We start from the raw sequence: 14,708 nt of genomic DNA on the forward strand, positions 1-14,708 counted from the left end.
GAAGCCGAGTCATTTATGAGCAAAATCATAGCAATCGGCCTACTTTCAGGTGGTCTGGACAGTTCCATTGCGTGCAGACTGATCCAGAATCAAGGTGTGGAAGTAAAGGCGATCAATTTTTACACCGGTTTTTGCACGACTGATTTTCGCCGGCAAGTCAACCGCCAGAAAGCAAAAGGAAAGGTGTATTCCAACGAATCACTCCAATCCGCAGCCGCCCTGAAAGTCGAAATTGAGTACATCGATATTTCCGCTACGTACATCAAGGATGTGCTGATGAAACCAAAACATGGATACGGAAGTGCTATGAATCCGTGTCTGGATTGCCGTGGATACATGCTGGCTCGTGCAAAAAAATACATGGAAGATGCGGGCGCTCAATTTGTTTTCACTGGAGAAGTGCTCGGCCAGCGTCCCATGTCGCAGTACAGAAAAGCGCTCGATATTGTGGCAGAAGAGAGTGGTCTGGGAAGACTCCTGGTGCGGCCACTTTCTGCGCAGCTTCTGCCTCCCACAATTCCGGAAGAAAACGGATGGATCGTTCGGGAAAAGCTCGCTGGAATTTCAGGACGCTCCCGCAAAGAACAATACCGGTTGGCGGAAGAGCTTGGTGTTTCTGTTTATTCGCAACCCGCCGGCGGATGCTGTTCTTTAGCAGACGTAAGCTATGGCAAAAAATTCCGTGATCTTTTGAGTCACATGGAAGAAGGAAATATTCCTTCGCTGGATGATGTCATTCTGTTGAAAGTTGGCAGACATTTTCGACCGTCGCAATCTTTGAAAGTTGTGGTTGGAAGGGATGAAGTTGAGAATAAGTTCCTGGAACACTATTCCGGTAGCGGAAGAGCGGTCTTATCTTCGATTGACGTTGTTGGCCCCGTAACAATTGCGGAAGGACATCTGGATTTTGACGAGTTACAAACAGCCGCAGCCATTACCGCCCGATATGCGGATCATGAAGGGGCTGAAACGATCCGGATCAAGTACGAATACAGGGACACTTCCGGAATCATGGAGGTGCATCCTGTGGAGACTCAACAGCTGGATGCATGGCGTTTGTGTTGATTCGAAGAATCCTGTTCCTGCTCTTGCTTTCGTATTCCTTTCTGGAAGCTGCTCCCGTTCAGCGTTTTCAGCCGCTTAAGGACACGCTGAATGAGTACGGAATACTGAAACTTCCCGATGCTTCCGACTATGCTGATGTTCCCGCAGTCGCCGTTCTGTCTCTTCAAGAATACAAACAGAATGGTCCCAGACACACGCGGCGCTTTCACAAGATCATCAAAATTTTTACGGCCGATGGGAAACAATATACAAATATCAAGCTTCCTTGTTTTTCCACGTGTCATGTAGAAGCCAGAACGATCAAAGCAAATGGGAAGATCATCAATCTTCCTTCAAAGGACCTGTATCGCAATCAAAATCTCAGCGGCTACAATTCGCCGTTCTTTCTTGCCCAATTTGCGCTGCCTGGCGTGGAGCCCGGCGACATGGTTGAGTATGTGGCGACTGTTGACTATCCGATGCCTTTCTTTCTGGAGGATTTTCTTTTTTCGGAACCCTATCCTTTGCTGAAAGGCATGCTGGTTCTTGTGCATCCCGTGGAAGATTCCTATGCCTATGTCCGCTACTCGCCTCCCGGAGCGAAAGCGATTCATGTAAGCCAGGACCGCATCACAGAGCAACAAAACCATTTTAGCCGTACTACATTTGTAGTAGAAAAGGTCCCGGCTGCGATAGAGGAGCCTTACTCACCAAAAGCGAGACAGGACCTTCCCGGTGTCCGTTTGATCTTGCAATCGCGGTCAGGACGGCAGATCGAAGTTTTCAAAGATTGGTTCAGTTATGGAAACTTCATTTCCTCTCAAATCACCGTTTCTCCCATCATCGAGCAGGAGCTTATCCAGTTTGTGGATCAAGCGGTGGGTAATCTGAAGGATACTCAGGAAATCATCAAAGCAATCTATTCGGCTGCTGAAAAACGAGTTCAAATCACCGATGAAACCATCTGGATGGCCGGCTTCGAGTTCCGTTCTCCCAAGGATGTCTTTAAGGATAAAGCCGCGGCTCCGCACGATTTCGCGCTTTTTCTTGCAACCTGTTTTAAAAGTAAGCGGTGGCTTTCCGATCTCGTGTTCGTGAATTCCTATGAACAGGCGGAAACCAGCGCGGACAGAGTTTTTCCGCTGGATCTGGACCTCGTGTTCTTGAACGTGAGAACGCCCGCAGGGGAATTTTTGCTCGACTGCAGCGGCAATGGGATTCCTCCATTTCAACTCTCCTCTGCGGGAATGAACCGTTTTGCCCTCGGAGTCCCTTTGTTCGTTACCACTACCAGATTTACAAAAGCAGGTACTTACACTTCGCGAACTTCTTTTCATGAAGGAAACAGAAGCCACATCGAAATTGTGGCGAGTCCTTCGGAAGACCGGTGGAATCTTGATTTCCGCTGGACGCTCTCGGGTGAATTTGGAACAGAATGGCTGCGGCTATACAGGCAAAAAGGGGAAATGGAGTTGCGGAAGCAATATATGAGTCGTTTGCGTTCGCACATGGATGCGTACGAGTTTCGTGAGACTCAGTACAGCTTTACAGGGAAAGGACTCGAAATCCGTGGAAAAGCTTCACGGGCAAGAAAAAAACTCGATTCAAAGGAGGAAGTTTTCCAGAACGATATCTGGGATTCGGGGTTTGATTTGCGTCCGCATCTTTTGGAAAACCGCGTCAATCGTGTGGTGTTACCGGCATCCGGAGAATTCTCCAGCACGCTGCGGCTCCGCGCTCCTGGAGCCAGAGCCAATCTTCCAACCGCCGTCCGTCTCGATTGCGCGCCGCTACAGTACACGCTCGCTTTTCAGAAACAGAAGGATGATATTGTTATCGATGAAAAACTTTCGATAAGGGAAAAGGAAATCAAGACCGCCTCTTTTTCCAAATTCTCAGATTTTTTGAATCAGTATTATGAAAAACATTTCTGGGCAATCCTGGTGACGGCGCCATGATCCTGAGAATTTGCTTCGTCTTGCTTTCGTGCTGCAGCCTCCTTGTCGCTGCTGATTACGAGATCGTTGAAAAACAGGATTCCCTACGGGTGGAATCCCTTAGTTATGCGAGTGAACATCACAGGCAGGTCGTTAGAATTCTCACCGACGAAGGTACCGGTTACAGGGAATTTCTCGCAGTGAATGGATATATTCAAATCAAAAACATCAATGTGACGGTCAAAACGGAAGGGGGTCGCTCCACAAAACTGAAAAATGAAGAAATCTATGAAGTGCCTGTGGTGGAATCCCCCGATATGGTTACGGATTACAAGGCGCTCGTGATCGCTCCCGAAAACTTACGACGGGGCGATACGATCTATATTGAATATGATCGTTCAGTTACCAGTTTGCTGTATCTGGATCCCTGGGTGTATGGCACAAATATTCCTATTCGAAAGGCAAATTGCACTTTGAGGTTCCCGGCGAACACGCCGGTGAAATATAGAGGCGAAGATCCTTCCGTGAAAGTGCAGAAATCGGAGGACCAGGATGTTGTAACCGTTCTCTTCGAATCCGCTTCTCAACAGGAAGTCTATCTTTCCGGCAAATCAGAATCGTTTGGCAATGTGGAAAAAAGAGTTGTCTTCATGCCGGAAATGACGATGACCGAGAAATGGACGCTCTCCACCAAAAGCTGGCAGGATGTCGCCCAATGGTTTTCCGAATTGACGAGATTTGCTTATCATGAGGATCCTGCTATGGACGCGATCGTTCAAGAAGTGAAGCGGACTGCAAGTTCGCCGGAACAGATCGCCGAAGCTTTATATCAGTACATCCAGAAAAATTTCACGTACATGGCAATTGAAGTAGGTATCGGCGGTTACAAACCACGTTTTGCCGCGCAGACTTTTCAGAAAAAATATGGCGATTGCAAAGATCTTACATTTCTGTACCTTGCATTATTGAAGAAGGCCGGAATTGAAGCGTACCCCGCGCTTGTGGATACGCGCCATGCCAAGTTCTTTTATCGTGACTTCCCGAGTCCATCGCAGTTCAACCACTGTATCGCATACATTCCGAAACTGAGAAAGGGAATCTGGGTGGACACAACCGTGAAAAATTTTCGTTTAGGGGAAGTGCCGGCCGTGATTCAAGGGAAGCATGCGTTGGTGGCTGGAGGACCGAATACTCTTGTCCAGATACCGGAAGACTTCTACAGCTCCAACGTCTTGAAGTTTGAGCTCAACGGCGTTTATGGCGAGCCGGAGCTTAAAATGACAGGTTCCGTTCACACTCTGGGGCAAGCAAATGCCTATGTCGATTTGATGAAGAATGCATTGATGCGAAATGCTGTAAAGAATTATGTGTACAGCAGACTGTTGAAACCTGGACTTCCAGTGCAGAAGCTCCAAACGGAACATTCTGGCGAACGTTCGCTCCAGCTTACTTTTTCTACGCCTGTGCAAACGCTGGAAAGCTACAAAATGTTTTTGGTCAACATTGTTCGCTATCCGCCTTTAGAGAATCTTGCAATCGACCCAAGAGAAAATGAATTCTTTGCTCTGGGGATTCCGATCCGTCTGGTTCTCGATTCCACGATCGATCTTTCCGGACGCAGCATCGTGTCAGGCGCGGATCTCAAGGAGAAAAAAGGGGAATTCCTTTCCTACAAACTGGAATTGAAACAGGATCAGGGAAAACTCCGCTACACCGCGGATGTTTATTTTGCAAACGGCTTTCTGGACAACACCGAAATGAAGAAGTACAAAGGGGAGCTTCAGGAATTTGCGGGCCTCCTTCAACGCACCGTGGTAGTAAAGTAGCGTTAATCAAACCAATCGTCGGGTAATGTGAGCAATGAAGGTTGTATTCGGGATGAAGGCTCATTCAGGTTGGGCAGCGCTTGTTGTTTTAGGCAAGCAGAACGGCGATTTCCTGGTAGTTGACCGGCGACGTGTTGAACTTGTTGAACACGAGTGGGCAAAGCAGCCGTATCACGCCGCAGAGAATTTGGAGGGAAAGGCGGCACGAGATGTAGTAGAGCGCGGCATCAAAGCGGCCTACCGGATCGCCCTACGGGAAGTGCAATCTGCAGTTAAGCGAGAGCAAAAGCGGGAAAACAAAGTCGCAGCCTGCGCTGTGTTGGTCGGCAGTCCCATGCCCGATTGGAACACTGAGGAGATTCTTGCAGTGCACTTCCGAATGCATAAAGCAGAAGGCGTTCTATTCCGGGATGCGCTGGCGGCCGCTGCCAAAGCTTGCGGACTGAGAGTCGTAGCGGTTCCGGAGAAGCTGTTGATGAAAGAGGCGGAGCAAACGCTAGGGAGTCCAGAGAGCGTCCTGGAGATGAAGATTGCTGCACTCGGTAAATCTGCCGGCCCTCCCTGGGGAAAGGACCAAAAGGATGCGGCTCTTGCAGCCATGATCGCAGTGAAGGACGTTCGAGCCTGAAACAAAAGCAATAGACCAGGCGTAATTATACTTTGAGGCTTTCTAAAGACGTTCGCACCTATCTTATCGATGCTTTCTACTCCTGGACAGTGCAAGTATCTCGATGTTCTCTTACCTGCATGCTTGCATTCGTGATGATTCTTGCGGGAGCTCAGGCGTCGCAAAGCTCAAGTGCGAATGCTCTCCCGTCTGATGCTGAAATTCGCAACATACTCAATGAACGGGTCCGCGCGATCTCCGCTCAAGAAGATGGCATAGGCATTGTCGTTGGAGTTATCGAGCCGCAAGGTCGAAGGGTCATCTCGCATGGCCACCTCAAAGACTCACGACCACTGGATGGCAACACCGTTTTTGAAATTGGCTCGGTAACCAAGGTCTTCACTGGCCTTTTGCTAGCGGACATGGTCAATAAGCGTGAAGTTGACTTCGCAGATCAAGTCGCGAAATATCTACCGGCCAGTGTCAGGATCCCTTCATTGAATCGCCGCTCGATTACGTTTTTGGATCTAGCGACTCACACGTCAGCTTTGCCCTTCATGCCCGAGCAATCTGGCAAAGCTGATTACTCCGCAGCCGATCTTTATCAATTCCTGGCCGCTTATAAGCTGCGGTACGACATCGGGACCAAGTGGGAATACTCGAACATCGGTTACTGGCTCTTGAGCGAGACACTTACATCTCGCGCCGGTAGAGATTACGAGAGCCTCTTGCGCGAGCGAGTCATCACTCCGTTGAAGCTCGCGAACACAGACTTCATTCTTTCGCCAAAGATGAAGGAACACCTCCCGGGCGGCCACGATGCCGCCTCGCAGCCCGCGCCACCGATGTCAACTATTCCTGTCTATTCGGTCATGCCGGCTGCAGGAGCCCTTTTTTCAACGGTGAATGATCTTTTAACGCTCCTTTCCGTTGCGATTGGGTATGAGCATTCGCCTCTCGCAAAGGCGGTGGCACTTAGCGTGAGCACGAGCCGACCTGTGTCGAAGTCTGGCGATGAACAAGCGTTGGGCTGGACGGTTATCGGGAAGGGCAACGACCAACTCATCTTTCGGGATGGTGGCACCTTTGGCTATAGCAGTTGTGTGATGTGGGATCCGGTGAAACGCGTTGGCGTAGCCGTATTGTCAAATCATGCAGCAAGTGTTGCCGACATCGCGCGTCATATTCTTAGGCCCGATTTCCCTTTGGAGCATCCGAAACCTGTACCTAAAGAAATCAGTCTCGAATCTTCAATACTGAACGCATATGTCGGTCGCTATGATGCGGCTGGCGAAGGCGTGTTTGCGATCATTCGCGAAGGAGATGCGCTCATGCTTGAATCACCAGAGAGCTGGGGACTTCCGAGGCTGCGCATCCGACCGGAGAGTGAGATGAATTTCTTTGCATCAGAGTTACCGCTTCGAATCACCTTTCAGAGAGGCAGTGACGGCAGCGTGATCGGAATTCTGATCTATCCACCGCGCGGTCAAAAAGCAGTCCCCGCGAAAAGAATCAGTTCGAAATAGGTAGATCGGAACAAATGCATAATAGAATGACTAAAATAATGAAAAGGAGTTGTAATGCCTCCCACATTGGGCGACGGTAAGATTTGTTATCTTGAAATTCCTGCAGTCGACGTCGGTCGATCTGTCGCTTTCTACCAGACTGTTTTTGGCTGGCAGATCCGGCGGCGCAGCGACGGCAGCACTGCCTTTGATGATGGAGTCGGAGAAGTGAGCGGCACATGGGTAACCGGTCGTCAGCCCTCTAACGCACCCGGTGTCTTGATCTACATTATGGTTGATGATGTTGCCGCAACGGTGGAGGCGATCGTCAATCAGGGGTGCGAGATCGTACAGCCTATAGGCATGGATGCGCCTGAAGTGACCGCGAGATTCCGCGATCCCGCCGGCAATATCTTCGGTCTTTATCAGGAGCCGGCGTAGCTGATGTATTTGTTCTTTGCATTTCTGATTTTAGTTTCAGCTAATCTTGGAAGAGCTGAGACAGGAGATTCTGTGGTCATTTTCGTTTGTGAACACGGCTCGGCTAAAAGCGTTGTTGCTGCTGCGCATTTCAATCGTTTGGCAAAACAAAAGCAACTGCCGTTTGTTGCGATCTCACGCGGTACTAACCCCGACCCGGACATTGCACAACCTGCAGCGAACGGATTGCGGAGCGATGGAATTCCATTACCCACAGAAAAGCCGGCGAAGCTAACGTCTTCGGAGGCGTCAAAGGCGCTCCGTATTGTTTCGTTCTGTGATCTGCCGAACGATATTAAAGCAAATCACGTTGAACACTGGACAGCACCTGCCATTAGTGGGGATTACTCGAAGGCCAAAGATGCAATTGTCAAAAAGTTGCAGGACCTCATAATTGAACTGGAGAAAAATAGTAAGTGAGAATGGATAAAGAGCGCGCAGAAATTCTGGAACTCGACAAGCAATGGGCTCACGCGGCTGCCGAAGGCCAGGATATTGATCGCATCGTATCGTTTTGGGCTGATGATGCGACCTTGATGCCTCCCGGCACGCCGGCGATTGCAGGTAAAGATGCGATCCGAAAGTTTGTGCAGGAAAGCCTGGCAATTCCTGGCTTCAGCATTACATGGGAAACCAGCAGCGTTACGTTGTCTCAAGATGGTACGTTAGCGTACGCATTTGGAAGCAACAAGACCACATTTTACGATCCTGAAGGAAAACAGATTACATTGCATGGCAAAGGTATTACGGTTTGGCGTAAGGAACCGTCAGGCACGTGGAAATGTGTCGTTGATATTTGGAATGATGATCCAACAGCGGTGAAATAGAACTTATTCCGGCTGTATCTGGCGTCGCAAACGATTGTAGGAAGCGAGAATCAAGTAAGAAGCTGAGATTTTGAATACATCTCCAATCAGGAAAGGTGCAACTCCTTTAGCGAAAGCTTCTTGAATGGATAGATTCAGATTCAACATCAGGCCGGCAACTCCGCATGCAAAGATAACGATGTGAGTAAAAATGAGTGCGGCAAGCAAGTGAACGTTCTTTGTCGTGCGATCCTGAACATATCCAAGAATCCAGGCTGCAAGAACAAACCCAAGAACGTATCCGGCAGAAGGCGCTAGAAAAAAGTCCAGACCCCCTGACGCTGCGGCAAAAACGTTCAGGCCTGCAATCCCCAGAGCCATGTAAAGAAGCATAGAACCCGCGCCGAATGCAGCTCCAAGAAAACCGCCGGCAAGCGGCGCAACGAAAGTCTGGAGAGTCATCGGAATCGGCGTGAAGGGCAGGGGAATTCGGACTTCCGCTGCAAGCACCGTAAAGAAGGCAAAGACCGCGGCGGCAAACGATTTCAGGAACAGCTTCTCTGTCCTGCTCCAGGCCTGGATTTTAACAATTGCTTCGTGCATTGGTTTGCTGCAAATTGTCCTGCAGATTATCACAAAATTGAGGCGGCAGGCAAGGATGCCTGCGGCCCGTAATGCGGGCAAGATGACCGCGTTCCATTAGCGCGAGAGAACGCCGGACACGATAAGCATTGCGATCACGATGCCCATCAGACTTTCACCGGCAATCATACCGGAAGCGACCGGAAATACTGTGAGATCTCCAAGTGCAGGTTTTTTCTTATTGAGCAGCTCAGCAATCGAAGCGCCGATAAACATTGCAATGCTGTTGCTTCCCGGTATGACCATCGATATTCCAAGTCCGGATGAAGAAGGAACAAATTTTTTCAGTCTTGCGGGTGTAAATTTTTCCAGAAGTGCAAGTACGATTCCCAGAATTCCGCCGATCAGAGCTGCGATTCGAGCGGAAGGATGCAGGGTTGAAATTCCATTAGAAAATGCTTGAGACACGCCTGCCCAGACCAGGCAGGAAGGCGCCGGCCATTCTTCTGTTCCCAGCAGGGCAGGATCCGGAATAATCAGCCAGAACGCAGGAACCACCACTAGCCCGCCTGCAATAACTCCGAACAATTGCGCTTTTAGTTGTTGTCTTGGATCTGCGCCTACCATGTATCCGGACTTTAAATCGGTGAGCAGATCTGCAGAATGAAGTCCAACACCACCGGTAACATTTCCGCTCATGATGTTGCCAACGAGATTGCCCGGTGTCAGGAGTCCATAAATCAATTGTGTAACCGGGCCAAGGGCTTTGGTTGGCGTAACATCCGTTTCGCCGGTAACTCGGGCGGCAACAAAACCCATGATTACCGCTAGTGGGATTGCAATGATCGCCGCCCACCACGGTATTTGAAAAAGCCAGATCATCAATAGCACCGCCAATGGCGCCAGAGTGAAATAGCCGGCCGGAAACCACCAATCAGGCGATTCAACAGCAGCCACCGGATCATTCTCATCCTGTTTTTGCCGCATGAGAATTCGTTTGATCCCTGCGAAAGAACGCGCGATGCTTTTGTAATCCATCGCGAATGTTGTAAATCCTGCGGCCACAAGTAACGCCGCGCCCGGCCAGAGAGTCCAATTTACGATTGCCTTATAGCTGACTTCAGGAATGAGCCCGCGCTCAAACAAAGAAGGCCCAAGAACTCCGTAAGTGAGCAATCCTCCGATTAATAACGACCATCCGGCGCGAAAGCTCATTAGCGCGCCGGCTCCAATCAGTATCAGTTCGCTTTTTAAAGATAGAGTCCAGTCTTTTGCTGCGCGTCCCGCAATTTGAAACGGAACAGGAATCGCTGCCGGGATGTTAAACGGCATCCAATCTGCTTTTGCATCGCGAAACCATGCGAGAAACGCTGCTGCTGCCCCGCTGATTGCAAGTAGTTTTGCTTTGATGAGTCCGTACCCCTGCCCCGCCTGGTGAAGGGATTTCAGTGTTTCGCCAGTGGCAAGTCCGGTTGGAAATGCGAGTTGTTCGCGGTTGATCAACTGGCGTTTTACAGGGATCGCCACAAACACTCCCATTGCGGCGATTACACTGAACCACAGAATCATAACCACCGCATCAGGCCGCACGGAAGTCAGCATGAGTAGCGCACCGAATGCAGCCATGTTTCCACCACCTGTCATGTAAGCGGCAGCGGATGCCACCGATCCCATCGCATTATTTTCCAGGATCGTGAATTCAGATTTGGTGACCCTCACAGCGCGGAGCAGATGGAAGAATGCAAACGCAAGGATCACCGCCGTCACAGTGACTCCCATGCTCCAACCTGTTTTAAAAAAGACGTACAGGTTGGAAAGACACATGATCGCCCCAATGATCATTCCTGCTAATACGGCGCGTGTGGTCAGCTGTTTTACGCCGCGGCGGTAAACATGCTGCACCCAATGTAGTTCTGGATCTACAACTGGAGTTTCTTGTGTTTCCAGCACGTTTGAATCATAGCATTTCGTTCGGGCAAGCACTAGGACTCTTGTCCGGTATGGATGACATGCGAACCACATCTTTCAGGGGTAATTTTTGGAACGTATGTTGCACACTTCTACGTGAAGATTATGAGAGTAGTGTGAGTAACCACGCGGCAGAGGTATCGCGGGTGACATCGCACAAAAATTCTACTAAAGGAGATGACGTCATGTTCAAATTAGGTTTAGCAGCAACGATTTGTTTGCTCATAACTAGTGTGGCGCTGTTCGCTCAAACACCATTTCGAACAGATAGCGAAGCCTATCAGTTCGGATTCGAAGAAGGTTACCGTCATGGAGTGGCCGATAGCGAAATGGGTCGAGATTTTGATTACGCGCGTTCTCGATCAGGAATCTCTTACAACAGCTAAGTGAACGCCAATTTTCGTTCTGGTTACATGGAAGGTTACAAAGATGGATATGATTTGCGTGATGATGACTTCGATGATGAAGACCGGGTTCGATTGTCCGGAACCACCACTGGCTTCGTTACTGTATTCACAAATCGGGATTTCGACGGAACCAGCAGGGCTTTGGCTCCTGGAGAATACCCATATTTAAATGGAAAGTTAAACAAAACGATCCATTCAGTGGAGATTCATGGTCCGATGAGAGTCATTCTCTTTGACGAACCCAATTTTCGTGGAAGAAGAATGATTCTTGAAGAAGATACGTTCGATCTGGATGATTTCAATTTTGGCGACCGCGCCGAATCCATGATCATCGAGCGACTCGACTAAGATTCACTGCAAAGGGCGCTGAGAATATTATTTCTTGGCGCCCTTGGCGTCTTGGCGGTTGAATTTCCATTCCATCGCATTGCGAATGCGGTAGCGGCCGGATGGATGGTCGTATAGCAAAGCTTCGATCAGGGGATGCGGCTCCAGGTCACGATACTCTCCGAGTTTGAGGAATGTTGTTGCCGCGGCATCAGGTTCCCGGCTTGCGTCTAAACCGAAATCATCCGCGAAATCTTCATGAATTCGGATCCATGTGTTGGAGATTGGGCCGGCAAGAAAAAGAAAACCGGTGAGCAAAAGGATCAACAAAGGAAATCCCGCGTTATCACCCACTCCTTCCACTTGCCAGTTCGGCCATTTGCGGATCGCTTTGTGAAATCCCCACCGTGCAACGAGAAACCCTGCAAGTATTAAAACCGAAAAAAAAGCAACGTGTTTCCAAACATGATTCAAGACATAATGTCCCATTTCATGACCCATGATCATTTGAATTTCTTCGGGCGTGCAGCGTTTCAACGTGTTATCAAACATCACAATCCGCATGGTTCCCAGCAGTCCTGCCACATAGGCGCTGATGCGATCCGTACGTTTCGACGCATCCATTTCGTACACTTCCTCCGCTGGAATTCCTTGTTGCCGTGCCATCGACAAAATGCTTTCGCGGATCTCCGCATTTTTTAGAGGTGTGAACTTGTTGAAAAGCGGTTGAATGTAAACCGGAGCAATTGCAATACCAATAATAACGAAAATGATCATGACGACTGAACCCCAAAGCCACCACAAACGAGGCGCTTTCCGCAACACGCCGTAAAGAATCATCAAAAAAATCGTGCCCAGCACGATCGCAACAGCAAGCTCTTTGAACTGATCCACCATCCAATCACCAAAAGCTTGTGTGAGCAGACCGTAAGCTTTCTCACGGAAATAGGAACGATACAACGTCATAGGAAACGCAAAGAGTGTTGTGAGCAAAAGAAACTGGATCCAGTACAGGGCGGTTTGCAGCGGACGGAACCGTGTGATGCGCCGGGCGACCACCCGGATTTTCGCAGACACGCCGAATGCCAGCAAACCGATCAGGATTAAACTCGAGTAAACAAAGTCGACTATATCCAAAAAGTAATTGCCATGAGCGTAGGACTTCGTCTTTTGACGGCGTTGAGTGGGCACCGAATCGAGATAAGCTCGCGTTGCCTGTTCTGGATCGCTGATTTGCGATGCCGCGCGGGCTTTTTCAATATCGAATGGCCGCGCTTGTTCTTGCGCGATCGCGGAAAGTGAGAGCAGAGTGAAGCTAAGTAGTAGAACGAGGATTTTCCCGTAACAGGCCATCGATTTCCTCCTCTGAATAGGTCTTGCCCTGATTGATTCCTTCACACTCTTTTGCAGCTTGCTGCCAACTTGCTGGTTTTTCAAGGTTCTCTTTCCAAAAAGGAAAGGTCCGGCACTGAGTGGGTCTTACAGGATAGATTTTGCAGCCGGACTCGTAAAAAATGCAATCGGTGTTTTCCTTTTCGATTAAGCTCCATCGATCACCGACTTTTCGGACATATCGCGTGAGAAACTCACGGAAACGAATTCCCAGAAATTCAGCAATCCGGTGCATGTCTTCGATTTGAATCCAGACGTACCCGGGACGTCCCGTGCAGCAGTTGCCGCACTTCGTGCACTCAAATTGAAGTCCATCCTTGTACCAGCTCATTTTGAACAGAGTAGCGTGGACGTCCCGTCTGCGCAAATCTCGCAGGCGGGACGCCCGCGCTACTTCGATTATGATTTATTACAAATCGTGTCGAATGCCGGGTAGAAAATTGTGTCGTCCCGTTCCGGAGAAGTTGAAATCATTGCAACCGGCACGTGCAAAAACTCTTCGATGAATTCCAGATACTTTCTTGCCTGTGAAGGAAGCTCGTAGAGTTTTCTCAAACCATATGTGTTCGTTTTCCAACCGGCAAAGGAACGAAGAACGGGCTTGCATTTTTCCACTTTTTCGATGGAAGCGGGAAATTCATGGATCTTTTGTCCATCCAGTTCATATTCAACGCACGCTGCAATTTCGTCGAACTCATCCAGGATGTCCAGTTTGGTGATGCAAAGCGCGTCCATTCCGCTGATTTGAGTGGCGTACTTCAGCGCGACCAGATCCAGCCAGCCACATCTTCGAGGGCGTCCTGTGATGGAACCAAATTCCTTTCCGCGGTTTCGAATTGTGTCCCCGATTGAATTTTCAAGCTCGGATGGAAAGGGCCCGCTTCCCACACGCGTTGCATATGCTTTCGATACACCCAGCACTTTGTGAATATGTTTGGGGCCTATTCCTAGTCCGGTGCTGATTCCACCCGCAGCACAACTGCTGGAGGTCACAAATGGATAAGTGCCGTGATCTACATCCAGCATGGTTCCCTGGGCGCCTTCGAACAATAATCGCTTTTCGTGCTGAATCGCGTTTGCAAGAAAAGAGGAGCAATTGCAAACATATTGGGCGAGCGAGTCCCGGAATTCCGGAATGCGCGAAAGAAATTCGTTTCCTTCCGGTTTAGCTTCATAAAGTTCGCCGAGGCGTTTTTCAAAATCGGATTGCATCAGATCACACACACGAAAACCGCGTCTTGCCGCTTTATCTTCATACGTCGGTCCAATGCCTCGCAGTGTTGTGCCGATTTTTTGCGTCTTTTCAGCTTCCTGTTCGCGCCATCTGTGATGAGGAAGAATCAAGTGCGCGCGATCGCTGATGTTAAGACGCCCTTCGAATGAAAAACCAGAAGCTTCCATCTTTTTGATTTCAGCCAGAAGCGCAGAGGGCTCAATCACAACACCATTTCCAATGACTCCGATCTTGCCGCCACGAAACATGCCGGAAGGAATCAGTTGCAGGATGTAGCTCTTTCCTTCGATGACTACCGTATGGCCTGCGTTGTGCCCTCCCTGATAACGGGCAACGATGTCATAGTGGAGCGAAACCAGATCTACGATTTTCCCCTTGCCTTCATCTCCCCACTGCGCTCCAATCACCGCCAGATTCGCCATAGGTTTCATATTGTATCATTCGCAAAGGAGCGCTGCGGACTGGAAGTCCGCGGCCCGTAAGTAATGCAGGCTGGAAGCCGAGCTTGTTGAAAAATCAGTTGGAGCGCGGACTTCCAGTCCGCAAAAACCTGATCGCCCGACGAGCTTTTTGCGGGCAAGGATGCCCGCTCC

General features: G+C 49.5%; 15 protein-coding genes. 10 read left to right on the top strand and 5 right to left on the bottom strand.

The genetic code is table 11. From position 1 onward, the window contains the following. Positions 1-15: 15 nt before the first annotated feature. Genes L0156_18300 through L0156_18335 form a run of 8 tightly spaced genes read left to right on the top strand, consistent with a single transcriptional unit; the run spans position 16 to position 8,226 of the window. The gene (locus tag L0156_18300) at positions 16-1,065 is read left to right on the top strand and encodes a thiamine biosynthesis protein (protein ID MCI0604941.1); all 1,050 of its coding nucleotides are present in this window, start codon (positions 16-18) and stop codon (positions 1,063-1,065) included. Further along, a complete protein-coding gene (locus L0156_18305) occupies positions 1,050-3,002 on the top strand; it encodes a DUF3857 domain-containing protein (GenBank protein MCI0604942.1) in 1,953 nt (650 codons plus the stop codon). The genes L0156_18300 and L0156_18305 overlap by 16 nt, the downstream gene beginning before the upstream one ends. Next, positions 2,999-4,807, top strand: coding sequence for a DUF3857 domain-containing protein (locus L0156_18310; GenBank protein MCI0604943.1), 1,809 nt, complete (start codon positions 2,999-3,001; stop codon positions 4,805-4,807). Before L0156_18305 ends, L0156_18310 begins: the two co-directional genes overlap by 4 nt. Before the next feature lie 34 nt (positions 4,808-4,841). Next, entirely contained in the window at positions 4,842-5,435 is a 594-nt protein-coding gene (locus L0156_18315) for a hypothetical protein (GenBank protein ID MCI0604944.1), read from the top strand. A gap of 32 nt (positions 5,436-5,467) precedes the next feature. Continuing rightward, positions 5,468-6,940, top strand: a complete 1,473-nt coding sequence (locus L0156_18320) for a serine hydrolase (protein ID MCI0604945.1) — start codon at positions 5,468-5,470, stop codon at positions 6,938-6,940. Positions 6,941-6,994: 54 nt separating this feature from the next. After that, complete coding sequence (locus L0156_18325) at positions 6,995-7,360, top strand: VOC family protein (GenBank protein MCI0604946.1); 366 nt, start codon at positions 6,995-6,997, stop codon at positions 7,358-7,360. 3 nt (positions 7,361-7,363) lie between these two features. Then, a complete protein-coding gene (locus L0156_18330; protein ID MCI0604947.1) occupies positions 7,364-7,819 on the top strand; it encodes a hypothetical protein in 456 nt (151 codons plus the stop codon). A 2-nt stretch (positions 7,820-7,821) separates the two neighbouring features. Then, complete coding sequence (locus L0156_18335) at positions 7,822-8,226, top strand: DUF4440 domain-containing protein (protein MCI0604948.1); 405 nt, start codon at positions 7,822-7,824, stop codon at positions 8,224-8,226. A gap of 3 nt (positions 8,227-8,229) precedes the next feature. On the opposite strand, the gene L0156_18340 is transcribed toward L0156_18335, so the two are convergent. After that, a complete protein-coding gene (locus L0156_18340) occupies positions 8,230-8,808 on the bottom strand; it encodes a biotin transporter BioY (protein MCI0604949.1) in 579 nt (192 codons plus the stop codon). A 96-nt stretch (positions 8,809-8,904) separates the two neighbouring features. After that, positions 8,905-10,737: an OPT/YSL family transporter gene (locus tag L0156_18345; GenBank protein MCI0604950.1), complete on the bottom strand. Its 1,833-nt coding sequence runs from the start codon at positions 10,735-10,737 to the stop codon at positions 8,905-8,907. A gap of 203 nt (positions 10,738-10,940) precedes the next feature. On the opposite strand from L0156_18345, the gene L0156_18350 reads away from it, so the two are divergent. Next, positions 10,941-11,141 carry a hypothetical protein gene (locus tag L0156_18350; protein ID MCI0604951.1) on the top strand — a complete coding sequence of 67 codons (201 nt, stop codon included), beginning with the start codon at positions 10,941-10,943 and terminating at the stop codon, positions 11,139-11,141. Beyond that, positions 11,142-11,510: a beta/gamma crystallin family protein gene (locus L0156_18355; protein ID MCI0604952.1), complete on the top strand. Its 369-nt coding sequence runs from the start codon at positions 11,142-11,144 to the stop codon at positions 11,508-11,510. A 27-nt stretch (positions 11,511-11,537) separates the two neighbouring features. Here L0156_18355 and L0156_18360 read toward each other — a convergent pair whose 3' ends face one another. From L0156_18360 to L0156_18370, 3 genes are all read right to left on the bottom strand, one after another. After that, positions 11,538-12,842: a M48 family metallopeptidase gene (locus L0156_18360; GenBank protein ID MCI0604953.1), complete on the bottom strand. Its 1,305-nt coding sequence runs from the start codon at positions 12,840-12,842 to the stop codon at positions 11,538-11,540. Continuing rightward, positions 12,805-13,212, bottom strand: a complete 408-nt coding sequence (locus L0156_18365) for a YkgJ family cysteine cluster protein (protein ID MCI0604954.1) — start codon at positions 13,210-13,212, stop codon at positions 12,805-12,807. Before L0156_18365 ends, L0156_18360 begins: the two co-directional genes overlap by 38 nt. Before the next feature lie 68 nt (positions 13,213-13,280). Then, positions 13,281-14,537: an adenylosuccinate synthase gene (locus L0156_18370; GenBank protein MCI0604955.1), complete on the bottom strand. Its 1,257-nt coding sequence runs from the start codon at positions 14,535-14,537 to the stop codon at positions 13,281-13,283. Positions 14,538-14,708 lie beyond the last annotated feature (171 nt).

This window comes from bacterium, assembly GCA_022616075.1.
Classification (GTDB): domain Bacteria; phylum Acidobacteriota; class HRBIN11; order JAKEFK01; family JAKEFK01; genus JAKEFK01.